The organism is Streptomyces sp. NPDC050674 (assembly GCF_040654575.1).
GTDB lineage: Bacteria > Actinomycetota > Actinomycetes > Streptomycetales > Streptomycetaceae > Streptomyces.
On the sequence record NZ_JBFAIG010000002.1, the window covers coordinates 513,716 to 539,126 of the forward strand.

Sequence of the window (25,411 nt, forward strand, 5' to 3'; positions counted from 1 at the left end):
CTCGCGCAAACCGGCCCGCCCACCGATGCCGGCCCGTCCACACAAGGGGGAAGATCTTGGGGGACACGCTGTTCCGCGCGGCGGACCTCTTCCTGCTCCGCGCACCCGCGGCCCAGGCCGCCGCACCGGGCCCGACCCTCCCCGGGGACGGCACCCCGCCCGAGGACACCGGTGCCTGCGTGGCGCTGCTGGCCGGTGCCGCCGCCGATCCCGTCCTGGACGAGGCCCTTCTCCTCGCCTCACCCGCACTCAGCGCGCTCGTGCGCCGCGTGGCCCGGCAGGGAGACGCGGGACTCACCGCGAGCCGGCTGCGCCGGGCCGCCCTGGCCGTGTTGCGCTACGACATCCGGATGCGGACCCGGCCCACCCCCTTCGGCCTCTTCGCGGGCGTGACGACAGGGGAGTTCGACTCCACGGCCAAGGCCGCGCGCGGCACCGGGCACCGTACCCGCACCCACGTCGACATGCAGTGGCTGACCAAGGTGACGCACCGTCTCGAACAGGACCCGACCGTGCGGGCCGCCCTGGACGTGCAGGCCCACCAGGCGCTGACCGTCCGTGGCGACCGGCTGGTCCTGACCGCCCCCTCGGCCCCGGCGACGGCGCCGGGCGCGGACGGCGAAGGCCACGCCACCGTGTCCGTACGCAACACCCCGGTGGTGGCGAGGGCCGTGCGGGAGTCCCGCGGGCCGGTGCCGTACCCGCTGCTCGTCGAACGGCTCACCTCGGCCTTCCCGGGCGCGCCCGAGCACCGGGTGCGGTCCCTGCTGGACGAGCTGATCCGGCAGGAGATCCTGATCAGTTCACTGCGGCCGCCGCTGAACGGCGGCGACCCCCTGCGGCACGTGCTGACCGTCCTGGACGCGGTTCCGGACGCGTCCCCGGCCGCCGAACAGGTCCGCACCGCGCTGCACCGTCTCGACCGCGACCGCGCCGCCTACGACGCGCAGCCACCGGGCGCGGGCCGGGAGTCGCTGCGCCGGATGCTCGACGCCGCACGGGAGGTCGAGCGGGACGACACGCCCCTGCACATCGACACCCGGCTCGACGCCGTCCTGCACCTGCCGTACGCGGTGCGCGAGGAGATCGAGCGGGCGGCGGACGTGATGTACCGGCTGTCGCGACCGAAACGCGGGCTGTTCGCGCTGCGCGACTACCACCGGCGTTTCCTCGACGTGTACGGCGCCGACCGCCTGGTGCCCGTCCTGGACCTCCTCGACCCGGCCACCGGACTGGGGGCGCCGGCCGGTTACGGCTGGCCCAACAGCGAGGCCACCCCGCAGCCGCCGGACGACGTGCGCACCGCCCGACGCGACCGGGCCATGGCGCGACTCGCGGCCACGGCGCTGCGCGACCGGCGGCGCGAGATCGTCATCACCGACGCGGAGCTGGCCGAACTGGCGCACGACGAGCCCGAGCCGCAGTCGGTCCAGAACTCCTGCGAGATCACCGTGCAGGTGGTCGCCGCCTCCACGGAAGCGCTGACCGACGGCGAGTTCCTCGTGTTCCTGTCGCCCTCGCCCGGGTCCCACCGCGCCGGTTCCACCTTCGCCCGCTTCGCCGACCAGGAACCCGGCTGGGGCGGCCCGTTCGCCGAACTGCACCGGCGCTCACCGGTGCACGTCGAGGGTGCCGTCGCCGCCGACCTGGCGTTCCGGACCAGGTCGGGCCGGGCGTCCAACCTCGCGCACACCGTCCCCGCGACCGGCCGGCGGATCTCCGTCGGCGTGCCCGACGCACCCGGTGTGGAGGAACTGCGCCTCGCCGACATCGGGATCGGCGCGACCCTGGACCGGCTGACCGCCGTCCACCTGCCCACGGGCCGGGAGATCGTGCCCGTGCTCGGCAACATGGTCAGCGCCCCGGCCCAGGCGCCCAACGCGGCCCGGTTGCTGTGGGAGATCGGCCTGGAGGGGCAGCGCCTGTGGGAGCCGTGGAACTGGGGGCCGCTCGCCCAGGCGCCGTGCGTGCCCAGGATCCGCTACGGCCGCTTCGTCCTGGCCGGTGCCGTCTGGCGGCTCGACGAACTGCGCGGACCCGCCGAGGACGCCCGCACCACCGGACGCGAGAGATGGGACGGGGCGGTCGGCGCGTGGCGTGAGCGGTGGGACGTGCCGCGCCAGGTCCTCGCCGTCACCGCCGACCAGCGGCTGCTGCTCGACCTCGACCACGTCTGGCACCGGGAACTGCTGCGCGATCAACTGCTGCGCAACCCCGATCTCATCGCCCAGGAGGTGCCGGGCGAACACGAAGGCCTGCTGGACAGCCCGCTCGCCGGGCACACGGCGGAGATCGTCGTGCCGCTCGCCCGCCGCTCCGCCGCCCCGGCGTACCGCCCGTACGCCGGCCATCTGTCGGCGCGGCGCACCGTCCACGGGCTCGGCGGCGACTGGCTCCACCTCAAGCTGTACGGCTCCGCGCGCACCCAGGACGACCTGGTGCGCACCCAGCTGCCCGACCTGGTCGGGCGGGCGCGCGAGCTCGGTGCCGACCGGTGGTTCTTCATCCGCTACACCGACGACGCCGGCCACCACCTGAGAGTGCGGTTGCATGCCGACCGCCGCACGCTGTGGGGCCCGGTCGCCGCGTCCGTCGGCGAGCTCCTGGACGACTGGCAGCGGCGGGGTCTGCTGCGCTCCCACGTGGTGGCTCAGTACGACCCGGAGACCGAGCGGTACGGCGGCGCCGACGCCATCGAGGCCGCGGAGGACGTCTTCCGGTACGACAGCGAGGCCGCCGTGGAACTGCTGCGCATCGCCCACGAGACCGGCCGGGGCCACCCGTCCGACGCCGCCCCCGGCCCGCTGTCCGGCTGCCGGGTGGACGATCTCGCCGTGATCTCCTGCGCGGCCCTCGCCCACGCCTTCGGGCCCCCCGACCCCGGGCACCCGCTGCTCGTCGAGGACTGCGGGGACGACGCCGCGGCCGCCTGGCTGTCCATGACCGGGTCGCGACGCGATCTGCCCGCCGCGTTCCGTGAACGAGCCGCCCACTGGCGCCGTGTGGTCGATCCGTACGGAGGCTGGCCGGAGTTGTCCTCCGACCCGCTGGGCGCCCGCGTGCTCGGCGCCCTGCGCGACCGGGACGACGCCGTGCGCAGGCTCGGCCGGCTCGTCCGGGACACCCGTGAAACCCCGGACGGGCGGGTCGTGGGCAGCCTGATGCACATGGTGTGCAACCGGCTGCTGGGCGGATCCACCGCCCGGGAGACGACCGTGCTCGGCATCGCCCGGGGCGCCGTACAGGACCACCTCAACCGCCGGAGGCATGTGTCATGAGCCCCACCGCAGGTACGCCGGACCTCGCGCCGGCCCCCTGGGCGGAGCAGGCCCGCCACGCCGTCGCCCTGGTCGCCGAGCGGCTCGCCGATCCCGAGTCGGTGGCCGCCGTTGCCTCCCGGGACGACAACCGGGACCCCGTGTACGACGCCGTCATGTGGGGCCCCCTCACCCTGGCCAACGGCCTGCCCGGCACCGCCCTGCTGTACGGCGAGCTGTCACGCGAGGACCCCTCGTGGCGCACGGTGGCCCACCGGCACCTGGCCGCCGCCGGCCGGGCGATGGCCGGCGCGCCCAGCCGGGGCCTCTTCTCCGGGCCGGCCGCCCTGCTCGCCGCCGCCCAGACCTGCGCCGGTGCAGACGGGCACTACGCCTCGCTGCGCCGGCGCCTGGCCGCCTGGGTCGCGGACGACCAGCTCGAACGGCTCGCGGCCTTCCGGGCCCGCGTCGCGCGCGGTGAGGAGGGCGTCGACTGGGCCGCCTACGACCTGATCAACGGGCTGTCGGGAACGACACGGCTGCTGCTCGACGCGGTGGACGACCCGGCGGAGGGTTCCCCGGAGGTGGCCCGGGCACTGGACGCCTCGCTGCGTCACCTGGTCGCCATCACCGAGCCGGTGGAGGCGGCGGTCCCGGGGGGCACCCGCACCGTGCCCGGCTGGTGGGTGCCGGCCGCCCTGCAGATCAGCGACCGGGACCGGCGCGACTACCCCAGGGGCGACTTCAACCTCGGCCTGGCACACGGCATCGCGGGCCCGCTCACGGTCCTGGCGGCCGCCGCCGAACGCGGCCGGCACGTGCCGGGCCTGACGCAGGCACTGCGCCGCATCGCCGACTGGCTGCTGGGATGGACGCTGCACGACGACACCGGCCCCTACTGGCCGGCCCGGGCGGGCTGGGACGACGAGACGGCCGCCGAGCGGCCCCGGGCCCTGTTCACCCGGACCGCCTGGTGCTACGGCACGCCCGGCGTCGCCGCGGCCCTGCACCGTGCGGGCCGGGTCCTGGACGAGCCGGGCTGGTGCGCCGCCGCGGTGGACGCCCTGCACGCGGCGCTGCGCCGGGACGAGGCACGCTGGGCGGTCGACGGCCCGACCGTCTGCCACGGTTACGCCGGCCTCCTCGCGGTCCTCTCCCGCGTCACCCGCGACGCACACGACCCCGTGCTGGAAGCGGGCCGGACCCGGCTGACCGGCATGATCCTGGACTGCCTCGACGAGGACGCCCCGTTCGGCTTCCGCCACCTGATGCGTTTCCCCGCCGCCGCGCACTCGCCCGTCCCGCATCGTGCCCTGAATGTCGCCGGGATGCTGGAGGGTGCGGCGGGCGTCGCCCTGGCCCTGTTGCCGGACCGCCCCGGACCGCTGCCCTGGGACCGATGTCTGGGGCTGGCATGAGCGGCGCACGGCCCGGCACGGCGGGCCCGCGGGACAGCCTGACGGCCGCCGCGCGGGAGGAACTGACAGACATCCGGGAGGAGCGGCACGTGGGTGTACGGGTGGACGGCTCGGTGAGCCACACGGCCGGTGCGGCCACCCCCGGGCCGGGACCGGTGGGAGTGGCGGCCTACGAGGTGCGGGGGCTGGTGGTCCGCTACGGGAAGGTCACCGCGGTCCACGGCGTCGACATCGCCTCCCCGCCCGGCCGGATCACGGCACTGCTCGGGCCGAACGGCGCCGGCAAGTCGAGCCTGATGCGGGTGCTGTCGACCGCCTCCCGCCCGGACGGGGGCAGTGTGCGGATCTTCGGCCACGACGTACGCCGGTCACCGACGGCCGCACGGCGGGCGCTGGGGCTGGTCTTCCAGGAACGCACCCTGGACAAGGAACTGTCCGTGGAACGCAACCTGTGGTTCCATGCCCGGCTGTTCGGGATGCGCCGCTCCGACGCCCGGGCACGCATCGCGCTGATGCTCGACCTGTTCGGGCTCACAGACCGTCGGCGACAGCCCGTCGAGGAGCTCTCCGGCGGTCTCGCCCGGCGGGTGGAGATCGCCCGCGCCCTGCTGCACCGGCCCGGGCTGCTGCTGCTCGACGAGCCGACCAACGGCCTCGACCCGAGCGCCCGCAGCGACGTGTGGACCGACCTGACCCGGCTGCGCGACGAGCTCGGCGTGACGGTGCTGTACTCCACGCACTACATGGACGAGGCCGAGTACGCCGACGAGATCGTGATCCTTCGTGAGGGCCGGGTGGTCCGGCAGGGCAGCGCGGCCCGGCTCAAGAGCAGCCTGGACTCCTCGCGGATCGTGGTGACGAGCGACGACGACGCACGCGCCGCCGCCCAGTTGCGCGCCGCCGGGTTCGACCCCCTCACCGAGCCGGACGGCCTCGCCGTGCACTGCTCCGATCCCGAGACACGGATCGCCGACGTGGCGCGCGCCGTGGAGGTGCCCGGCCTGACGCTGGCCGTGCGGCACCCGTCCATGAACGACGTCTATCTGGCCGCGGCCGAGGACAGGCAGGTGAGCACCCCGTGACCACCGACATCGCCACCGGCCCCGCAAGGCCCGCCCCCGGCACCTCGGACGGCGCCGGGGAAACGCTCGCGGACCGTCTGTCCACCGGCCTGCGCGCCATCTCGGTCATCGCCCACCGGGACCTGCTGCGCCAGGTCAAGCGGCCGGGCATGCTGGTCAGCCAGGCCGTGCAGATCGTGTTCTTCGTCCTCGTCTACGCCGTCGGCTTCGACGGCATGATCGGCTCGGTAGGCTCCGGGACCCCGTTCAGTGCCTATGTGTTCCCCGGCATCATCGCCATCCAGGTCGTCTCGGTCGGTGTGGCCTCCGGGCAGACGTACGCCTGGGACCGGGAGTACGGAGTGCTGCGCGAACTGCTCGTCGCCCCGGTGCCCCGGATCTGCCTGCCGCTGGGCAAAGTCGCGGCGGGCGCCGGAATGGTCACCGTGCAGAGCGTGGTGATGCTCGCCTTCGCCCCGCTCGCCGGAGTGCCGCTCACTCCGTTCCGGTTCGCCGCGGCGGCCGGCTGCTTCGCGCTCACCGCCGCGCTGTTCAGCGTCATCGGTTTGTGCCTGGCCACCCTCATCCAGCGGGTGCAGACCCTGCAGTCGACCGTCCAGCTCGCCATGTTCCCGATGCTGTTCCTGTCGGGCTCGGTGTTCAGCCCGGAGGAGGCCCCGGGCTGGCTGGCTGCCGCCATGCACCTGAACCCGATGACGTACGCGGTGGACCTGGCCCGGCAGTGTCTGCTCGGGGGCGCGGGCCTTCACCCCTGGCAGGCAGACCTCGCCGCGCTGTGCGCCGTCCTGGTCCTGGCCCTGACGCTGCTGCGGCTGCGGAGCGGCCGGTGAGCGCGTCGGACACCCGCTCCCGCGCTCCAGGTGCGGCCGTCCCCGACGACCCGGCCGTAGTCCTGCTGTCGGGCGTGGTCCGGTGGCTGGAGGAGCATCTCGCCTGGTTCGACCCCGACCAGTGGGAGCGGATGCTGCCGCGGCGGCCGTTCCGGCCCGGACCGCTTCTCGAACTGCTCGGTCTCCTGCGCCTGCTGGACCGGGCTGCCCCGGCGCGCGTGCGTGTTCCCGCGGCCCTGTGGGAGGGCGCGCTCGCGCTGGCCGAGCGCGTCGTGGACGACCCCGGCTTCGCGGAGCGGCTGCGCCGCGCCGACCCGTACTTCCCCTACCACCTCAACCTGGTCGCGCTGCTCGGGATACTGGGCCGCCCCCGGCCCGCGCTGCGCGAGGAGTGCCTGGCCCTGCTCGCCGTCGGCGCCGGCGGGCACACCCGGCCCCACAAGCCCGTCCTCAACCGGCTCGAGATGCGCTTCTTCCTCGACCGCGCGGGGATCGCGGCCCCGCCCGGGCTGCCCGACACCGTCACGCTCTACGGTCAGAGCCTGCCCGCCCTCGGGCCGGATCCGCTCTTTCTCGACGAGAGCGAGACCTACGCCTTCACCCACGCCCTGTTCTACGCCACGGACTTCGGCGCGCGTCCCCTGCCGACCGCCGAGCCGGACCCCGGCCTCGTGCTGGAGACCGTGCTCCTGCTGCTCGACGTCGGCCTGATGCGCGGTCACCTCGACCTCGTCGCGGAACTGCTGCTGTGTGCGGACCTGCTGTGCCCGGCGGGACCGCGGGACGTGGACGGGCCGGACGGGGATCCCGTGACGCGAGGCTGGGACACGCTGGCCCGTGCCCAGCGACCCGACGGAGCGGTGCCCGGACCGGTGCACCGGCCGGAGCGACTGCCCGGCCTGACGGGCGAGAAGGCGGACGCCTACCTCTTCGGCACCTGCTACCACACCACGCTGGCCGCCGGGCTGGCCGCGGCGGTCCGCCTGAACTCCTCCGGGGAGGGCCGCGTGGCCCGCCGGCCGGAGCCTGCCCGCGCGACGTCACCGCACACCGCACCCTTCGCCGCCACGTCCCCGGACGCGGCCCCCGACGCGGACGAGATCCGCCGCTGGTCCGCGGCCGTCCGCGCCGCGGCGGCCCGGGCGACCGACCAGGAGCGGACGGCCTGGTCCACGGCCGGGCAAGCGCTGTTGGTGGTGTGTGCCCAGCGGCACGACCGGCCCGGGCTGGCCGCGGTGCTGAGCGCCCTTCGGGCACTGGGGCGGGACGGCACGCCCCTGGCACGTTCCGCCGCCGCCCTGCTCGCGGCGGGCTGGTGCGCCTCCGCCACAGACGGCTCCGGTCACGCCCCGCACGACTGACCGGCCGGTCGCGCAACGCTGCACGCACACCACCCGGCGTGCAGCCACCGGCCCTGCGGCGCCCCGCACATACCGGTCTCAAGTGGGCCGGAAAGCGGTTCGGTCGTGGTCGAGCCGTGTTGCGGACCACGCCCCGTCCGCGCATAGTTGCGCTGCGGAAAGACGGCGGATACCGGGGGTGGGATGGGCGATGGCCGGGCACGGGGCGGATGAGCATCCCCATGGTGCCGACCGACTGTGCGACGCCGGGGACCGCGTGTACTCCCGGGCCGTACGGCGCGGCCGGGTGCCGCGCCGGGACGCGGAACCGGTGCCCTGCCTGCTGGAACTCGCCCTGCTGCACCCGGACCCCGACGACATGGACTGGCTGGTGCCGACCTCCCCGCAGGAGGTCATGACCCGGCTGCTGCGCGGGATGTACGACGAGGTGAGCGCGAGCCAGCGGCGGCTGGGCTCGGCCGTCACGGCCGTCGAGTGGTACGCCGGGCTGGGCCGTCAGGTGCGGCCGGCCGCAGCGGCGTCGGAGGGCCCGGCGATCCGGGTGCTGGACGGACTCGCCCGGATCCAGGCCGCGATGGACGAGGCGACCCAGGCCTGCACGGCCGAGGTGCTCACGGTCCAGCCCGGCGGCATCCGCCGCGAGGCGGAGCTCTCGGAGGGCCTGCACCGGGCGCTGGCGCTGCGGGGCAGGGGCGTGCGGATGCGGGACCTGTACACCCATGTCGCCCGGCACGGGCAGGGGTTGCTGACGTATCTGGAGCTGATGGGCGACGCGGTGGAGGCGCGCACGCTGGACGAGGTGATCGACCGGCTGATCCTCTTCGACCGGACGGTGGCCTTCATCCCCGCCAACTCCGACCGCACGATGGCCCTGGAGCTACGGCACCCCGCGCTCGTCGAGTACCTCGTCACGATCTTCGAGCGGCTGTGGCGCCTCGCCATCCCCCTCACGGCCCCGCTCCCCGAGACGGGCATCGAGGGCATCTCCCACCGGGAGCAGTCGATCGCGGCGCTGCTGGCGGAGGGGCACCAGGACGCCGTCATCGCGGAGCGGCTGGGCATCAGCGTGCGGACGTGCCGGGCGCACATCGCGCGGCTCTCGGAGACGCTGGGGGCGGCCAGCCGTACGCAGTTGGGCGTGCGCATCGCCCAGGCGGGCCTGGACGGCCCGCAGCGCTCCGCGCTCAGTGGTCCTGGTCAAGAATCCCCGAGCGTGCGATGAGGAAGCCCAGCTGGGCCCTGCTCTGACTGCCCAGCGTCGCGGCGAGCTTGGCGATGTGGACACGCGCGGTACGGATGTTCATGCCCAGCCGGTCGGCGATGACGGCGTCGGTGTGGCCTTCGGTCAGGAGGGCGGCGATGGCCCGTTGGCGGGGGGTGATGCCGTTGTGGGAGGGCTGGGGGGCGGCCTCGGGGTACATGGGGGTGGCCAGGCGCCAGAGGCGGTCGAAGGTGACGGCCAGGTGATCGAGGATGGCCGAATGCCGTATTTCCAGGGCGAGTTTGCCGTCCTCGCCGACCGGGATGAAGGCCACCGTGCGATCGATGAGGATGAGGCGGTCGGGAACTTCGTCCAGTGTGCGGATCTGAACGTCGCCCTTCAGGCGCTCGCAACGGGCCACGATGACCGGGAAGTGGCGCAACGTGTGCGGATACAGGGTGCGTATGTGGCAACCGCGGTCCAGCGCTGCCTGGTCACGGCCGAGCGACGCAGCGTCGGCGGCCTGACCGCGTTCGCCGGTGAGGCCGGTGCGGGGCTGGACGGTGATCAGTTCCTCGGAGGCATCGGCCATCGCGTCGGTGATGGCCTGGTTGATCCCCTCTGTGCCGGTGAGGAGCTGAATCGTGGGAGTGCCGTCGGCCGTGGGATGCGGGCCTGCGATCCGCATGAGGGAGCCGAACGTCTCGGCCAGCCGTGCCTCGCGTCGCCGTTCGCCCGCGATCCGTTCCCCGGAGCTCCGCAGCAGCCGGTGCAGCGCGACGACCGGGGCGACGGGCTCCACCCGGGTGGGGTCGTCGAGGGCGGGGCGCAGCAGACCCAGGGCGAGCAGACAAGGGGCCGCCTCGGCGGCCGCGGCCGGTAACCGCCCCTGGTGCAGTGCCTGTTCGTACAGGTCCGTGCCCACGGAGCACAGGTCCTCCGTGCCGTGCTCAAGGTGCCGCGCGTTCACGGCGCCGTGCCCTGCGACTCCAGGATTCCGGACTGCGCGATGAGGTAACCGAGTTGGGCACGACTGCCGCTGCCGAGGGTGGCCGCCAGCTTGGCGATGTGGGCCCGGCAGGTGCGCACGTTCATGCCGAGACGGCGGGCGATGGCCTCGTCGACGTGACCCTCGACGAGGAGCTTGGCGATGGAGTACTGGATGTCCGTGATGCCGTCCGCGGCCGGTCCATAAGGGGCGCCGGCGCTCAGCGGGACCGAACGACTCCACATGAATTCGAACACCTTCACCAGGTACCTGACGAGTCCGGGGTGGCGGAGTTCGAGGGCGACCTGCTGGTCGTCACGGGCCGGAATGAACGCGACGGTCCCGTCACACACAATGAGCCGTTCCACCACCTCGTCGATCGTGCGGTACTCCGCCTTGCCGTTCGCAAGTTGTGCCACATAGGCGAGTTTTTGCGGGCTGTAGCGCGCCGTGTGCTGGTAGAGGGTTCGGATCCGGACGCCCCGCTCGATCATGGCCCGGTCCCTCTCGAGCCCCTGGGTGAGGCTGCGCTCGGAGAAGCGGTCGTCGCTGGGCTGGATGGTGAGCATCTCGACCTGGCACTGGGCCGTGGCCAGGTTGAGGGCGGCATTGATCCGGTCGCCGCCCTCGAGCACCGTGATCGAGTGGTCGGTCGCCGTCACCTGGGCGCCCAGGGCCATGAACGGCTCGAACGCGTCCGCGATCTTGATCGACAACCGTCGGCGTTCCGCTATGTCGCGCTCGATCGGGTGCAGCCGCTCGGCGAGCGCAACCGTCGGCGGCACCGGCCGTAGCCAGTCTTCGTCATCCGGGTCCGGGTGAAGAAGGGCGAGTTGCACCAGACAAGGCGCTGTCGTCACGTCTGTGCGGGCGATCCGCCCTGCACGCAGGGCGTTCGCATAAAGTCGGTTACCTTCCTCGCACAGCTCGGTGACCGCATGGGGATGCGTCGCCTTAGTCTGATTTGCCACGAAATCTCCACCCCCCAGGGTCCTGAACATGCAGGAACATGATGCACCGATTGTGTGGCCATGATGTGTTCGAATGAGCCATCGTCTTACCTGACGGGGGAAGAGGAGACTCACAAGTGAGGACGAAGCCGACTATGCGCAAGAGACTGCTTCGCTCGGTGCTTGCTGCCGCTCTCTCCGCCGTCGCTGTCATCGGAGTGCTGGGTTACTCCGGCGCGAAGGGTGATACCCGGGCTGACAGTCACTGGCCGGAGAGCGTTACGAGCGACGTCAAGGGCGATGTCCTGGCGGACAGTCATTGGCCGGCGATCGTCGCGGACTCGGAGCGTTGATGTGACCACTCCACCCGACGACCGCTCCTTCCGTCGTGAAATGGCCACCGCCTACCGCTCCGGCTGGCACTTCATCGACCTGGTCACCGCCATCCCCCACAGCGGTGACTCGTTGATGGTGACCGTGTTCGGTGAGCCGGTGGTCGTCACGCGGGACGATGACGAGGACGTACGGGCTTACCGGTGTCTGCGGCGGCCTCGGGGGGCGCCGCAGCCAGTGCGATGTGCCGTGCGGTACGGAATGATCTTTGTGAACCTGGACCAACGGGACCACCAGCAGGTGGAGGCCGACTCCCCTGCCCCGAGGACCATCTCTGCCACCCCCCGCAGTGCCTGACGCGATTCCCCCGTCGTAACAGATCGCTCAGGCGCTTCCCCCCGCAGCGGCGTCACCGTGACCTGAACACGGTGACGCCGCTGCAGTTTTCCGGGACATGTACCGGTATCGGCCCCATCCGGCGGTGGCCGGATCCTGTCGATCCCCGGTGTGGATATTCACTTCGTTCAACCTCGCCCCATCGCCCGCGTCAGCCGGATCTCGATCACCACCCGCGCCGGGTTCGGTGACGGCGTCCTGCCGTAGCGCTCGGCGTAGCGCCGCTCCGCCTCGGCCACCCGCTCCGGCTCCTCGTGGACGAAGGCCCGGCCCTCCAGCGTCGCCCAGCGACGGCCCTCCAGCTGGCAGACGGCGACGGGCGCCCCCTGTTCCCCGGCCGCCCGCACGTACCGCACCTTGGCACTCGCCCTGTTGGTGATCACCCGGGCCAGACGGGCCTCGGGATCGTAGGTGACCCCGACGGGTACCAGGTGGGGTGTGCCGTCCGGGCGGGGAGTCGTCAGGGTGCACAGGTGCCGCTCCCGCCAGAAGCCGAGAAACGACGGGTCCGGAGCGCCCGGGTCCACGGAGTACTTGGTCGCCATGCCCCGGAACTTAGACCCTCCGGCCCTCCCACAACCGTCCTTGAGTGGACTAGACTCAACTTTGTGCAAGCCGTTCGGGTCAGTGCAAGGAGGAGAACGCGAACGTGGACGCCGAGCTGACCAACCGGAGCCGGGACGCGATCAACGCTGCCAGCAACCGGGCCGTGACCGAGGGGCACGCCGACCTCACCCCGGCCCACCTGCTGCTCGCGCTGCTCCAGGGACAGGACAACGAGAACATCACCGACCTGCTCGCCGCGGTCGACGCCGACCAGGCCGCCGTGCGCGCCGGAGCCGAGCGCGTCCTCGCCGGGCTGCCCAGCGTGACCGGGTCGACGGTCGCGCCGCCCCAGCCCAACCGTGAGATGCTCGCCGTCGTCGCCGACGCGCAGGCCCGCGCCAAGGACCTCGGCGACGAGTACCTCTCCACGGAGCACCTGCTCATCGGCATCGCCGCGAAGGGCGGAGCGGCCGGCGAGGTGCTGGCGCAGCAGGGGGCCGACGCCAAGAAGCTCCAGGCCGCTTTCCAGAAGACGCGAGGGCAGCGACGCGTGACCACAGCCGACCCCGAGGGCCAGTACAAGGCCCTGGAGAAGTTCGGGACCGACTTCACCGCCGCCGCGCGCGAGGGGAAGCTCGACCCGGTCATCGGACGCGACCAGGAGATCCGGCGCGTCGTGCAGGTGCTGTCGCGGCGCACCAAGAACAACCCGGTGCTGATCGGCGAGCCCGGCGTCGGCAAGACCGCCGTCGTCGAGGGGCTCGCCCAGCGGATCGTCAAGGGCGACGTGCCCGAGTCCCTGAAGGACAAGCGGCTCGTCGCGCTCGACCTGGGCGCGATGGTCGCCGGCGCCAAGTACCGGGGCGAGTTCGAGGAGCGGCTGAAGACCGTCCTCGCCGAGATCAAGGACTCCGACGGGCAGATCATCACCTTCATCGACGAGCTGCACACCGTCGTGGGCGCCGGTGCCGGCGGCGACTCCGCCATGGACGCCGGGAACATGCTGAAGCCCATGCTCGCGCGCGGTGAGCTGCGCATGGTGGGTGCCACGACCCTCGACGAGTACCGCGAGCGGATCGAGAAGGACCCCGCCCTGGAGCGGCGCTTCCAGCAGGTGCTGGTCGCCGAGCCGACCGTCGAGGACTCGATCGCGATCCTGCGCGGGCTGAAGGGCCGCTACGAGGCCCACCACAAGGTGCAGATCGCGGACCGCGCGCTCGTCGCCGCCGCCTCGCTCTCCGACCGGTACATCACCTCCCGCTTCCTGCCCGACAAGGCCATCGACCTCGTCGACGAGGCCGCCTCCCGGCTGCGCATGGAGATCGACTCCTCGCCCGTCGAGATCGACGAACTCCAGCGGGCCGTCGACCGGCTGAAGATGGAGGAGCTGGCGATCGGCAAGGAGACCGACGCGGCCTCCCGCGAGCGGCTGGAGAAACTGCGCCGCGACCTCGCCGACAAGGAGGAGGAGCTGCGCGGCCTGACCGCCCGCTGGGAGAAGGAGAAGCAGTCCCTCAACCGCGTCGGTGAGCTGAAGGAACGCCTCGACGACGTGCGCGGCCAGGCCGAACGCGCCCAGCGCGACGGCGACTTCGACACCGCCTCCAAGCTGCTCTACGGCGAGATCCCCGCCCTGGAGAAGGAGTTGGAGGCCGCCTCCGAGGCCGAGGAAGAGGTCGCCAAGGACACCATGGTCAAGGAGGAGGTCGGCGCCGACGACATCGCCGACGTCGTCGCCTCCTGGACCGGCATCCCCGCCGGGCGGCTGCTGGAGGGCGAGACGCAGAAGCTGCTGCGCATGGAGGACGAGATCGGCAAGCGGCTCATCGGCCAGACGGAGGCCGTGCGCGCGGTGTCCGACGCCGTACGCCGCAGCCGCGCCGGGATCGCCGACCCCGACCGGCCCACCGGCTCCTTCCTCTTCCTCGGCCCGACGGGCGTCGGCAAGACCGAACTGGCCAAGGCCCTGGCCGACTTCCTCTTCGACGACGAGCGGGCGATGGTCCGCATCGACATGTCGGAGTACAGCGAGAAGCACAGCGTGGCCCGGCTGGTCGGCGCCCCGCCCGGATACGTCGGCTACGAGGAGGGCGGCCAGCTCACCGAGGCCGTGCGGCGCCGTCCGTACTCCGTCGTCCTGCTGGACGAGGTGGAGAAGGCGCACCCCGAGGTCTTCGACATCCTGCTCCAGGTGCTCGACGACGGCCGGCTGACGGACGGTCAGGGCCGCACGGTCGACTTCCGCAACACCATCCTCGTCCTGACGTCGAACCTCGGCAGCCAGTTCCTCGTCGACCCGCTCACCAGTGAGGAGGAGAAGAAGGAACAGGTGCTTGAGGTGGTGCGCAGCTCCTTCAAGCCGGAGTTCCTCAACCGCCTGGACGACCTGGTCGTCTTCTCCGCGCTGACCAAGCCCGAGCTGGAGCGCATCGCGAAGCTCCAGCTGGAGCGCCTGGCCAAGCGGCTCGCCGAGCGGCGTCTCACGCTCGACATCACACCCGCGGCGCTTGCCTGGCTCGCGGAGGAGGGCATGGACCCGGCGTACGGCGCCCGTCCGCTGCGGCGCCTGGTCCAGTCCGCCATCGGCGACCGGCTCGCCAAGGAGATCCTGTCCGGGGAGATCAAGGACGGCGACACGGTCCGGGTGGACCGCTACGAGGACGGCCTCCTGGTCGGCCCGGCCACGGGCAAGACGCTGTAGGACGTCACATCGTGAACGCCGAGAAGCGCACCAGCGCGGTCTCGGCGTTCTCGTGTTCCACCCGAACCTGCACCACGTGGGCCTCCGCCGTGCCCGGCAGGCCGTTCTCGTGGGTCAGGTCGAGGCACAGCGCCGTGCACGCTCCGCCGCCGGTGCGCGGCTCAGGGGCGTCCGGGTAGGTCTCGCGCAGCCAGCCGCGCACGTCCTCGCGGGGCATCCGCAGCACCGCCGAGTATGACGTGTCGATGCCCCGCTGCACGGTGCAGTCCCGGACACGGGCGTGCCGGGGGGCCTCGGCGGCGCCGAAGGCCAGGGCCTCGGTGCAGGGGACCGTGGCCGCCGCACCCGCACGGGTGCCGTCGTCGGGCGAGTACGCCAGGAAGAACAGGCCGACGATCAGGACGCCGAGCACCACGACCGGCAGTGCCAGGAACGGCAGGATGATCCCCCACCGGGTACGACCTCGGTCCGCTGACCGCACCGCATCACCCCTTTCGCCGACTGCTCAGGAGGACGGTTACGGGTACTCGGAGGTTGCGGTTGACCGGATCGTGTCAGCCATGGGCTTAGCGGGGTAGTCGGGGCTTGCCACCCCCCTCCCCGCATGGGGGAGGATGGCGGAATCCGTACGAAGGGAAATTCACGGTGACCATCGACCCGTCCTCGATTCCGAACTTCGGGGGCCAGCCCGAGCCGCAGCCCGGCGGACCGGCCGGCCCCGTCGTCCCGGATCAGGACCTCGTGAAGCAGCTCCTCGACCAGATGGAGCTCAAGTACGTCGTCGACGACGAGGGAGACCTCGCGGCGCCGTGGGAGCAGTTCCGCACCTACTTCATGTTCCGGGGTGAGGGAGACCAGCAGGTCTTCTCCGTGCGGACGTTCTACGACCGGCCCCACGAGATCGAGGCCAAGCCGCAGCTCCTCGAGTCGATCGACGACTGGAACCGCCGCACCCTGTGGCCCAAGGTCTACAGCCACACCCACGACGACGGCACGGTCCGCCTGATCGGCGAGGCCCAGATGCTGATCGGCATGGGCGTCAGCCTGGAGCACTTCGTCTCCTCGACGGTGAGCTGGGTGCGCGCCGCGATCGAGTTCGACAAGTGGCTCGTCGAGCAGCTCGGCCTCGAAGAGGAGATCAACGAGGCGGAGAAGCCCGAGGACGACGAGTAGGCCTCCCGCCCCGGCCTTTGCGGCGCGTCGGTGCGTACGAACGGGTACGCGCTGCACGCGCCGTTTGCCTTTTCCGCACGCTGGGCCCGGCCCCGCGCCGTTGTCTCCGGTGAATAGAGTGAACCGCTGACTGAAGATCGCACACAAGGGAGCAAGAGGTGCGCCGGTTACTGGGCGTAACGGTGGTGATCACGGGGGCGGGGCTCGCGTTCTGGCTGGTCCTGGGGCCTCCAGCCGACTGGGAGGGCGGTGCGAGGTTCGCGCGCTTCGCCCTGTTGCTGAGCTGCTTCCCGGTGATCGGCGGCGGCGTGCGGTTGATCTACCCCGACCAACCCGAGCGCTGCGCTCCGACGTCGCCTCCCGGGCCGCCTTCACAGCCGAGTTGAAGGCCGGGCACCACCGTCCCCGAGGCGGCCTCCGGAATCACCGGGCCCTTGTCCGCGAGGGTCCGGCAGGCCACTGACCTCCTGAAAGAACCGGGGACAGAACCACCCGCCCACCCACCCTCCCCGCGCCGGAAGGCGGGCGTCACCCGTCCGGGTGACCGGCTTGCAGGGGCGGGTAACGGGCCGTTACGTTCGCCGCGACAACCGCAAACAGATACGGCCCCCGGCCGGGACTGGCATCCCGATCGAGGGCCTGACCGATCAGGAAGTGAACCCTTCCCGATGGCTGATCCGCAGTCTAACGCGCCCCTGCGCGCCGACGCCGGAGCTCCGACTACCGGCGTGATCCACGTGCGCACCCGCCTCACCGCCGACTTCACGGTGATCTCCAACGCCCTCGCCCAGCGGCGCGGCAGCGCGGTCACGATCGGCGTCGCGGCGTACATCGCCTCCCTGCCCGACGGCTCCCCGGTGACCATCACCGCCCTGTGCGAGCACTTCAGCGAGGGCGAGATCCTCATCTCGCGCGCACTCAGGGAACTCGAATCGGCCGGATACCTGGAGCGCCGCCGCGAACGCACGCCCACCGGGCAGGTCCGCACCCGGACGTACTTCTACGACGTGCCCGGCGGCGACGGCCCACCGGACCCGCCCGGGCCGCCGAAGCCGCGGCCACGGAAGCAGCCCGTCGTCCCGGAGACCCGACGGACCGCGACGCCCGCTCCCGCTCCTGAGGAGCCCACAGGCCCGGCACCCGCCCTCGCCGACGCGGCCCCGGAGGCCGTCGCCGTACTGGCCTCCCTCCGCCGGGTCGACCCCCGCCTCGTCCTCTCCGCCCAGGAGGCCGCCCGCCTGGCACCGGCCGTCACCGAGTGGCTGGCGGCCGGAGTCGGGCCGCGGGAGATCACCGAGCTGCTGACCGTACGGCTCCCCGACCGCTTCCGGGCCCGGCCGGCAAGCGTCCTGGCCTTCCGGCTCAGGGAAACGCCGCTGCCGGCGCCGCCTCCGCTCCCGTCGCCCCCGACCGCCGAACGCCCGGCCGTGCTGCCCTTCCAGACCTGCGACGGCTGCGAGCGAGCCTTCCGCGCCCCGGCGCCCGGACACTGCCGGACCTGCCGTGACCGCCTCGCCGAGGAGCGTCTGCGGGCGGCGGGCTGAGCCGGTGAGCGGGTGTGCTGTTTCCGCGCCGGGGGGCAGCCTTGATGTGCGACGGGGCGGAACCCGGTGGCGCGACGACAGGCGGGACGTCGCCGACGAAGACTGGATCACGCCCTGCCGGACGGTTCTGCCCGTCCAGGCCTGGGATGGCTGTGAGAACGCGCCTGCGCGCCCCCTGAGCCGGTGGCCTGGAAGGACATGGATCGCTTGGTCAGCGGGTCCCTTGCGCGGTGGGCAGGGCTGAGACCGCGGCGTAGGCCGTCTCGGCGCGACGTGCCTGAGGAGTGTCGTACGGAGCATGGGCCAGGAAGTCCTGGGTCGGGCCGGTGAAGGCGATCCGTCCGTTCTGCAGGACGGTGACCTGGTTCGCCTCCTCCGCGAGGTCAGCGATGTCGTGAGTGGACATCAGGACGCGAACCTCAGCGGTGGCGAGGCTGACGATCAGGTCGCGGAACACGCGCCGTTGAGTGGGATCCATGCCTGCGGTCGGCTCGTCCAGCAGGAGAACGTCGGCACCGTGGACAAGGGCGGAGGCGACTCCGACGCGGCGGAGCTGGCCTCCGGAAAGCTGCTTCGTCTTGATGGCGGCCCGATCCGCCATGTCGACGCGGCTCAGGGCGACGAGTGCGGCCTCCCAGGCTTCCGACTTGCCCATGCCCTTGAGCCAACCTGTGTAGGCGACCTGTTCCCGGGCAGTGAGCCCCGTCATGGGCGTGATGGTTTGCGGCATCCACGCGACCCGCTTCAGGAAGGCGGCATCGTGAGATGCCAGGCGGCCCATGCGGACGGATCCCGACTGGGGGCGGTGAAGGCCGCTGGCGAGCTTCAGCAAGGTGGACTTGCCAGCGCCGTTGGGGCCCAGCAGGACAGTGAAGCCGTCAGGGAGAGCGTAGGTGAGGTCGGTGAGAATCGGCCGGCTGCCGCGTCCGTATCCGAAGGTGCAGGACTCCAGGCGAATCGACATGACGGTGCCTTTCAGACGCGGTGAGCGCGGGTGTGCAGGATGAGCCCTCCGGCGAAGACCAGCAGGCAGAAGCCGAACGTGGGCATGAAGTCGGCGGGGTGGAGGGTGACGGCCCACGGCCAGGGGCGGTGGAAGTCGCGGTAGCCGACGAACATCACGGCGAACACCCAGCCCACCGGGAGCGCGGTGGCGGCCTGCTCGCGAATCGTTCGACCCAGGAGCATGAGCCCGGTGAGGAACATGGCGTTGCGTCCCGCCATGGTCACCTCCTGTGAACCGGTGATCTGGCCGACGGCCAGACAAGCCAGAACGGCAGCCGTGACGATGGCGCCGATCAGAGTCATGTCCAAGGCGCGGATGTTGCGTTGCGCCGTGGCCTCGATCTCGGGCACAGCCTGAGCAAGGCTGTGGGCAAGCGTGGAGGTGAGGATCAGCGGCACCAGCTGGAGGAGAAATATCCGATTCCCGCCTGCGGAGAGCAGGCTCGGAAGCCGGACATACTGGTCGTGTGCCACTGCGGTGATCAGGGTGAACACGACAAGTGCCGGCAGGAGGACAGCCTGGACACGGCGAACCTTGAGCCAGAGAGTCACCGCGTGGTCTCCTGCGCGTGGCGGCAGGCCTTCTGCTGTTCCCTGTGGAACCAGGCTCCCTGCTGGTCTGCCGGCAGCCGGCGGGCGTTGTGAGCTCGCTGTTCGACCTTCGCCAGGACCTGGTCCGCGTTCTTGAACGTGCCGCCGTACTCGCCACGGCGCCAGGCCAGGTAAGGGTCGTCGGCCTTGATGACCAGTGCGGCCCACAGCATTGCGGCATCGTGGTTGACCACCCAGTCCACCGGCTGGTCGGCTTCGAACGACTGAGGGAAGGAACAGGGGAACCGCACCGCCGTGAGCAGCACTCCGTAGCGGACTCCGCTCATCCCGGGCCCGTTGTCTCCCGCCTGATGGGACAGGGGCAGCCACCACTCGGTTTGGGTCGAACGCTTCTTGTGGCGACCTGTGAGCAAACTGTCCGAGACGGTCCTGGGCACTGCGACGTTCACGCCTGCCTCGCGGAGCGCGGTGATCGACCGACTGATCTCGCCATGGACCTCGTCCAGCCGGTCCTGGGCCCCGCCGGTGGCGGCGACACACACCCGTGGAGCGGACCCGGTGCACAGGCCGGGTGCGTGGCCGGCACTGATCGGACCATTGCCGTAACCCCAGCCGGAGGCCGTGTGGGCGCACAGCACCATGACGACTGCTGCGGCGACACCGGCCACGGCGCGAGTGCCGTGACGCACCGCGCGTCTCGCGGGCAGCCACCAAACGGCCACGGCCGAGGCCACGGCCCCGGTGAACAGGAACGGAACGAGCAGCGTCAGCGCCCGGTACTGCTCGCCGAAGTCCAGCGACGTGTCCGGAGCGCCGGAGACATGGCGCAGCCACACCGGGTCCACCTGACCCGTCTGGGTGATCAGGTAGTAGACCAGGACGGCGGACAGCGGCGCGGAGATCAGCCGCGGGGTGAACTGCCCCAGCGCACAGCCGATCACTGCCCACGCCACCACCAAACCCATCCCGAGCAGGAGCGGGGCAAGGGCCTGCGGCGTAGGGATCAGTCGTGTTTCGATCAGGCGCATCACGACCGGTAACCCAAGGACGAGCCAGCCCGCGCACACGGCCGGGGCAAGCGTATCGGCGGCAACCCGGAACCGGGAGCGCCCCGGTGCGAGGGTCCACACGCCGTCCCGCTTGAGACGTCCGCCTTCCCACACGCACAGCCCGCATGTGACGGCATAGGCGAAGGCATAGAAGTAGAACAAGGACTGCGTCACCTGCTGCGGCGCCCACAGGGGGCCGGCGATGACCTCTTCGTACGGATCCTCGAGGTGGAGGGCGTGGAAGAAGTAAAAGACAACAATCCCCACCCATAGCGGGGCAGTCCACACCGCTGGGGTCGTGCGCAGGCGGGCTCGTAGGTTCACAGAGGACACCGTTCTCAAGCAGGAGCGGGCCGGGGGGCACCGTGCGGCGCCTCCCGGCCTCAACGAAGTTGCGCTGAAGAAGACGCTCAATCGGCCTTGGTGGTGTCCACGTAGACCTTCTTCACGTTGATCTGGGCGTGGGTGTAGTCGGCACCGTTGAGTTCGGGGATGGTGAAGTACCGGTTGTCGCCCCCGTCGTAGTGCGCGCTCCACTCGCCCTTCGACGTCTTGCCGTCGCCCTTGAAGCAGTTCGTGAACGTCTTCGTGCCCATGTCCTTGTCCCGCGAGAACGGGATGGCCTGCCACAGCTTCACCCCGACGGACCGGCCCGTCGCGCCGAACATCTCGCAGGTGGTGAACTGGATCTCGGTGTAGTCGTTGTCCGCCCAATGACGCGATTCCTTCGAGCCCGGCGCCCAGCCCGTCAGCTCACTGGTGAAGTTGCGGACCTGCACTCTCCCGCTGTTGTCAGCGGGGGCCTGCAGTTCGAAAAGCCCCTCCTCGTTGGGGTTGAACGTGTGGGCGTCCTCGCTCACCGGCGCGGTGTCACCCGCACTCGCGACCGTGACGGTGCCGGTCAGCGCCGCGGCGGTGACAGCAGCGATCAGGCCGGCACGTAACTGGTTTTTGAGCTCTCGCACGTGTTCTCCTCTGGATGATGGTCATGACTTCTGCCTCACGACAGAAGTCAGTACGTCCAGTCCGTGAAGGAGCACGCGAAGGCAGGGCAGCGTGCGGCCGTAGCCAGGTACCTGGCTCTGGGCATGATGAAATCCCCCCGTAACGACAGTGTTCCCCCGGTAACTGGTCGATGTGCACTGCGGCAGATGGGTCAGATCCGCCCGGCACGCGATCATGTTAGGCACGCACTGACAAACTCGAACAAGAGTTTCTTTCTCTACTGACGCGAAATCACCTGTTGCGGACGTCCGGCTCGAACCGTCGATTCGCACCCTCCTCCCTGCACCACGTGTGATGCCCGTGTGGACAGACGGGTGGGCAACAGGCGCTGACGAAACCGATGGTGACCGAAAGTAAACGCCACGGGGCTGACTGTCAGAGGCAACCTCACCCGCCCGCGCCCCGCTGGGAAGGGCTCGGCGCCGCAACAGGTGCCACAGGCGACCGAGTCGTCCGACGCCACGGTTCCGCGCGATGAGCTCGACTGAATCTACGTAGCGAACGGCAGCTGGACTCAGCGGACCCCGGAGACGGGCAGACCTCAGCCAACGCCGTGTCCATGGCTGACCAACGTTTCGATGGAGCCACCAGAGCGCCGCCCCGAGCCGCTTCGCCGCCTCCCCCAGCACCCCCGTCCGCTTGCAGAACGCGTAGTAGGTGCCCGAGGGGTGGAAGATGCGGAACCCGGCCTCCTCCAGGCCCGCCGCCAGCAGGTCCGCTTGGCCGGCATGTCGGCCCGTAAGTCCGCCAAGTACGGGGGCAGCGACAGCGCCTCGGCGATCGCGTGCTGGAACCATCAAGTGATCACCATCCACACCGAAGCGCGGCCCGGCTCGCGGTACGGTTCAGTGAGCGCGGCCTCCCGGGAATTGCCGGAGGAGGAAATTCCGGAGGAGGGAATTCCGGAGGCGCGTTGGTATTGACGGTGCCGGCATCGTGCAGGGCCTCCTGAGGAGAAGCGTTGAGCGCGCGCATTCTGGTCGCCGAAGACGACGAAAAACAATCTCGTCTCATCCGGATCTATCTGGAACGGGAAGGCCACGCGGTGCAGGTCGTGGCCGACGGCCGGGCCGCGCTGGAACGGGCGCGTTCGACGGGGCCGGATCTCATCGTGCTCGACGTGATGCTGCCGCTCGTCGACGGACTCGACGTATGCCGCATCCTGCGTGCCGAGGCCTTCGAGGTGCCGATTCTGCTGCTGACCGCCCGCAGCACCGAGGAGGACATGCTCCTCGGCCTCGATCTGGGGGCCGACGACTACCTCACCAAGCCCTACAGTCCCCGCGAACTCACCGCGAGGGTACGGGCGCTGCTGCGGCGCTCCAGGAAAGGCGGCGCGGCCGGGAGCGAGGTGCTGCGGGTCGGCGTGGTCGAACTGGACACCGCCCGCTTCGAGGTCCGGGTGGCAGGCCGTCCCGTGGCGCTGACCTCCAAGGAGTTCTCGATCCTGGAGGCTCTGGCCCGCGAGCCCGGGCGGGTGTTCACCCGGGCCCAGATCATCGAGCGCGCCTTCGGCTTCGACAGCGATGTACTCGAGCGCACGGTGGACGCTCACGTGCGCAACCTGCGCCGGAAGCTGGGGGACGACCCGGCCCGGCCGCGCCATCTGGAGACCGTGTACGGCCGGGGATACCGCTTGGTGGAAGGCTCAGCGCCGGCCCAAGCGCTCGCGGGGCCCTGACGGGATCGGTCAGCCGGCGTCGGCCGGCGACGGCCGGGCGACGGGGAGGGTGACGGTGAAGGTCGTGCCGACGCCAACGGCGCTCTCCACGTCTATCGTTCCCTCGTGGTCCGTCACGATCTGGCGGGCGATGGACAGCCCCAGGCCGCTTCCCCCGGTGGCGCGGCCCCGTGCCGCGTCCGCCCGCCAGAAACGGTCGAAGAGATGCGGCAGATCCTCGGCGGGTATCCCGCTTCCGGTGTCCCGCACCTTCATCAACGCACAATCGCCGTGCCGTCCCAGGACCAGTGCCACCGTGCCGCCCGGCGCCGTGGCCCTCAGCGCGTTGCCGACCAGATTGCCGACGACCTGGCGCAGCCGGTCGGCGTCGGCCATGACGTCCACGGGCCGCGGCGCCTCCAGCCGCAGCGCGACACCTGCCGCGTCGGCCTGGGCCCGGTGAGCGGTGCCGGCTGCTTCTAGGAGCTCACGCAGGTCGACGCGCACCCGGTGGTAGGTGAGCGCACCGGCCTCGGCCAGCGCGAGATCCTGAAGGTCGTCGACGATCCGCTGCTGTAGCAGTGCCTCCTCGTGGAGGGAATCGAGCAGCTCGGGGGTGGGCTCGACGACCCCGTCCCGCAGGGCCTCCAGATAGCCGCGCAGATTGGCCAGCGGGGTGCGCAGCTCATGGGCGATGTCACCGGTGAGGCGGCGCTGGCGTTGCTCGCCGGCCTGAATGGATTCGGCCATCCGGTTGAAGGCACGGCCCAGTTGGGCGATCTCGTCCCGGCCGGAGACGGGGACTCGCCGCCCCAGGTCTCCCTCGCCCAGCCCCCCGGCGGCCAGGGTCATGGCACGGACCGGGCGCAGCACCGCCCGGCTCAGGAACAGGGCGCCGAGCACGGCGGCGAGGGCGACGCCGCCCGCCACGGCCATCGTGGGTGCCGCGGCCAGAGTGGGCGGGGACTCGTCCCGGACGCCGAGACGGATCACCAGGCGTGGCGGGGCGGCGGAGCCCACGCGCTCCTTGAACACCCGTTGCAGGCAGGTGATGAACTGCTGCTCCGGCTCGCATGCCCGGATCACCTCGAGGTCCTTCGGAGTCTGCGGGTCCGGTTCGCCTTTCGGCTGCTTGCACTGTTCCGGCCGCCGCGCCGTGCCGGCCCGCGGCACTCCGGTGTCGTCCGGCCGGGCCGTCACCTCGGCCCCCGCCCGGGTCAGACAGGCCGCGTACGCCGCTTCGGCCCGGTACTGGGCGATCGCGGTCGCCGTCAGCTTCATGGAGGTCCGCGGTGGCTGTCCCGCGGGGATCCGCACCAGGGGACGCGGGTCGACCAGCACGGGCGGCTGGTCGCTCACCGGGCGGGGGGCACGGCCTTGGAGCGCGTCGGAATCGGCGAGCAGGACGTCGTTCTCGGTGGCGACCCGGATGCGCTGGCCGGTGTCCTCGGCCAGGCGCCTCACCGTCGGCGAGAGGCCCTCCCAGGTGCCGTGCGCCAACCCGTACGCGCGCAGGTCGCCGGTGATCCGGGAGACCTCCTGCCGTCCCGCGGTGACGCTCTCCCGGACCTGGCGGTTCGCCTGACGCAGGGTCAGCCAGGCGGTGGCGGCGGTGGCGGCCATCGCGACCAGCATCAGCAGGCCGAGTACCCGGAGCCGGAAGCTCATCGCGTGCCACCCCGCCCACCCGCCGGGACGTGTGTGCTCGACGGGACCGGGATGTTCGTCAAGAGGGCGCTCCCGGACGAAAGGACTGTGGAATGGCGCATTTCCTCTTCCGGTGTTTTCGGTCTCGCATGGGCAATTACTGGACGGTTGAGGGCGGAATGCTTTCTTCAGTGTCTTTTGGGCTGTGATCGTACTGACGCCACTCGCACACCGATTGATGCAGTGGTCGCTGTTTCGCTCAGGTGTCATTCAACGGCCTGGGGAGCAGTGCCGACAGGGAACGCATTCATGGGGGTTAAAAGTGAAGCGTCGAATCGCGGCTGTCGTACCCGCCTTGGCGGCGGTGGCCATGGCCGTCCCGCTCGCCCTCTCCACCCCGGCCACCGCGGCCGCGTCCTGCGGCAGGACCGCGTCCGACATGGACAGCAGCGCCTGGAACAGGACGGCCAACGGCGCCAACGAGAGAAGCGGATCCAGCACCGGCTGCGCCAGCAACGGCATCGCCTACAACACCCACCGCCTCGACTACCACTGTTACACGCGCATCGGCAGCACCGATGAGACCTGGACGTACCTCCGCAACGACACCACCGGTACGTCCGGCTGGGTCCGCGACGACCTGCTGAGCGACGGCGGCAGCCTCGTGTACTGCGGCTTCTAGTACGTCGGCCGCATTCCCGCCGGAGTGACGA

22 protein-coding genes are annotated in these 25,411 nt (G+C 71.3%); 13 read left to right on the plus strand and 9 right to left on the minus strand.

Translation table 11 applies throughout. From position 1 onward, the window contains the following. Positions 1-56: 56 nt before the first annotated feature. From AB0I06_RS05775 to AB0I06_RS05800, 6 genes are all read left to right on the plus strand, one after another. Positions 57-3,278, plus strand: a complete 3,222-nt coding sequence (locus AB0I06_RS05775) for a lantibiotic dehydratase (RefSeq protein ID WP_363117465.1) — start codon at positions 57-59, stop codon at positions 3,276-3,278. Beyond that, positions 3,275-4,675, plus strand: a complete 1,401-nt coding sequence (locus AB0I06_RS05780) for a lanthionine synthetase C family protein (RefSeq protein WP_363117466.1) — start codon at positions 3,275-3,277, stop codon at positions 4,673-4,675. Before AB0I06_RS05775 ends, AB0I06_RS05780 begins: the two co-directional genes overlap by 4 nt. Next, positions 4,672-5,757 (plus strand): ABC transporter ATP-binding protein, encoded by a 1,086-nt coding sequence (locus tag AB0I06_RS05785; RefSeq protein WP_363117467.1) that lies wholly within the window; start codon positions 4,672-4,674, stop codon positions 5,755-5,757. The genes AB0I06_RS05780 and AB0I06_RS05785 overlap by 4 nt, the downstream gene beginning before the upstream one ends. Then, on the plus strand, positions 5,754-6,587 hold the full coding sequence (locus tag AB0I06_RS05790) for an ABC transporter permease (RefSeq protein ID WP_363117468.1): 834 nt from the start codon (positions 5,754-5,756) through the stop codon (positions 6,585-6,587). The genes AB0I06_RS05785 and AB0I06_RS05790 overlap by 4 nt, the downstream gene beginning before the upstream one ends. Next, complete coding sequence (locus AB0I06_RS05795) at positions 6,584-7,948, plus strand: hypothetical protein (protein WP_363117469.1); 1,365 nt, start codon at positions 6,584-6,586, stop codon at positions 7,946-7,948. Before AB0I06_RS05790 ends, AB0I06_RS05795 begins: the two co-directional genes overlap by 4 nt. Positions 7,949-8,138: 190 nt before the next feature. Next, complete coding sequence (locus AB0I06_RS05800) at positions 8,139-9,170, plus strand: helix-turn-helix transcriptional regulator (RefSeq protein WP_363117470.1); 1,032 nt, start codon at positions 8,139-8,141, stop codon at positions 9,168-9,170. Here the strand turns inward: AB0I06_RS05800 and AB0I06_RS05805 are convergent. Both AB0I06_RS05805 and AB0I06_RS05810 read right to left on the minus strand, forming a co-directional pair. Next, the gene (locus AB0I06_RS05805; protein ID WP_363117471.1) at positions 9,133-10,119 is read right to left on the minus strand and encodes a helix-turn-helix transcriptional regulator; all 987 of its coding nucleotides are present in this window, start codon (positions 10,117-10,119) and stop codon (positions 9,133-9,135) included. The genes AB0I06_RS05800 and AB0I06_RS05805 overlap by 38 nt on opposite strands. Next, complete coding sequence (locus tag AB0I06_RS05810) at positions 10,116-11,138, minus strand: helix-turn-helix transcriptional regulator (protein WP_363117472.1); 1,023 nt, start codon at positions 11,136-11,138, stop codon at positions 10,116-10,118. Before AB0I06_RS05810 ends, AB0I06_RS05805 begins: the two co-directional genes overlap by 4 nt. A gap of 303 nt (positions 11,139-11,441) precedes the next feature. Between AB0I06_RS05810 and AB0I06_RS05815 the strand changes: the two genes are divergently transcribed. Continuing rightward, positions 11,442-11,777: a hypothetical protein gene (locus tag AB0I06_RS05815; protein ID WP_030846386.1), complete on the plus strand. Its 336-nt coding sequence runs from the start codon at positions 11,442-11,444 to the stop codon at positions 11,775-11,777. Positions 11,778-11,944: 167 nt separating this feature from the next. On the opposite strand, the gene AB0I06_RS05820 is transcribed toward AB0I06_RS05815, so the two are convergent. Continuing rightward, on the minus strand, positions 11,945-12,361 hold the full coding sequence (locus tag AB0I06_RS05820) for a TIGR03618 family F420-dependent PPOX class oxidoreductase (protein ID WP_363117473.1): 417 nt from the start codon (positions 12,359-12,361) through the stop codon (positions 11,945-11,947). 104 nt (positions 12,362-12,465) lie between these two features. Here AB0I06_RS05820 and clpB point away from each other — a divergent pair, with 104 nt between their 5' ends. Next, positions 12,466-15,063 (plus strand): ATP-dependent chaperone ClpB, encoded by a 2,598-nt coding sequence (clpB, locus tag AB0I06_RS05825; RefSeq protein ID WP_363117474.1) that lies wholly within the window; start codon positions 12,466-12,468, stop codon positions 15,061-15,063. A 4-nt stretch (positions 15,064-15,067) separates the two neighbouring features. Here the strand turns inward: clpB and AB0I06_RS05830 are convergent, their stop codons facing one another. Further along, a complete protein-coding gene (locus AB0I06_RS05830) occupies positions 15,068-15,544 on the minus strand; it encodes a hypothetical protein (protein WP_363117475.1) in 477 nt (158 codons plus the stop codon). 164 nt (positions 15,545-15,708) lie between these two features. Here AB0I06_RS05830 and AB0I06_RS05835 point away from each other — a divergent pair, with 164 nt between their 5' ends. Together AB0I06_RS05835 and AB0I06_RS05840 are read left to right on the plus strand one after the other, a co-directional pair. Then, positions 15,709-16,236, plus strand: a complete 528-nt coding sequence (locus tag AB0I06_RS05835) for a YbjN domain-containing protein (RefSeq protein ID WP_351636630.1) — start codon at positions 15,709-15,711, stop codon at positions 16,234-16,236. Positions 16,237-16,904: 668 nt separating this feature from the next. Then, complete coding sequence (locus AB0I06_RS05840) at positions 16,905-17,780, plus strand: hypothetical protein (RefSeq protein WP_363117476.1); 876 nt, start codon at positions 16,905-16,907, stop codon at positions 17,778-17,780. A 211-nt stretch (positions 17,781-17,991) separates the two neighbouring features. On the opposite strand, the gene AB0I06_RS05845 is transcribed toward AB0I06_RS05840, so the two are convergent. The 4 genes from AB0I06_RS05845 to AB0I06_RS05860 form a co-directional block, all read right to left on the minus strand. Next, entirely contained in the window at positions 17,992-18,744 is a 753-nt protein-coding gene (locus AB0I06_RS05845; RefSeq protein ID WP_363117477.1) for an ATP-binding cassette domain-containing protein, read from the minus strand. Between the two features lie 11 nt (positions 18,745-18,755). Continuing rightward, entirely contained in the window at positions 18,756-19,337 is a 582-nt protein-coding gene (locus AB0I06_RS05850; protein ID WP_363117478.1) for a hypothetical protein, read from the minus strand. After that, positions 19,334-20,653 carry a hypothetical protein gene (locus tag AB0I06_RS05855; protein ID WP_363117479.1) on the minus strand — a complete coding sequence of 440 codons (1,320 nt, stop codon included), beginning with the start codon at positions 20,651-20,653 and terminating at the stop codon, positions 19,334-19,336. The genes AB0I06_RS05850 and AB0I06_RS05855 overlap by 4 nt, the downstream gene beginning before the upstream one ends. 143 nt (positions 20,654-20,796) lie before the next feature. Continuing rightward, a complete protein-coding gene (locus AB0I06_RS05860) occupies positions 20,797-21,351 on the minus strand; it encodes a hypothetical protein (RefSeq protein ID WP_363117480.1) in 555 nt (184 codons plus the stop codon). Positions 21,352-22,059: 708 nt separating this feature from the next. On the opposite strand from AB0I06_RS05860, the gene AB0I06_RS05865 reads away from it, so the two are divergent. Together AB0I06_RS05865 and AB0I06_RS05870 are read left to right on the plus strand one after the other, a co-directional pair. Further along, positions 22,060-22,314 (plus strand): hypothetical protein, encoded by a 255-nt coding sequence (locus tag AB0I06_RS05865; protein ID WP_363117481.1) that lies wholly within the window; start codon positions 22,060-22,062, stop codon positions 22,312-22,314. 38 nt (positions 22,315-22,352) lie between these two features. Continuing rightward, positions 22,353-23,072 (plus strand): response regulator transcription factor, encoded by a 720-nt coding sequence (locus AB0I06_RS05870; RefSeq protein ID WP_363117482.1) that lies wholly within the window; start codon positions 22,353-22,355, stop codon positions 23,070-23,072. A 9-nt stretch (positions 23,073-23,081) separates the two neighbouring features. Here the strand turns inward: AB0I06_RS05870 and AB0I06_RS05875 are convergent, their stop codons facing one another. Next, a complete protein-coding gene (locus AB0I06_RS05875; protein WP_363117483.1) occupies positions 23,082-24,719 on the minus strand; it encodes an ATP-binding protein in 1,638 nt (545 codons plus the stop codon). Positions 24,720-25,020: 301 nt separating this feature from the next. On the opposite strand from AB0I06_RS05875, the gene AB0I06_RS05880 reads away from it, so the two are divergent. Then, positions 25,021-25,380, plus strand: a complete 360-nt coding sequence (locus AB0I06_RS05880) for an SH3 domain-containing protein (protein ID WP_363117484.1) — start codon at positions 25,021-25,023, stop codon at positions 25,378-25,380. The last annotated feature ends 31 nt before the right edge of the window (positions 25,381-25,411 follow it).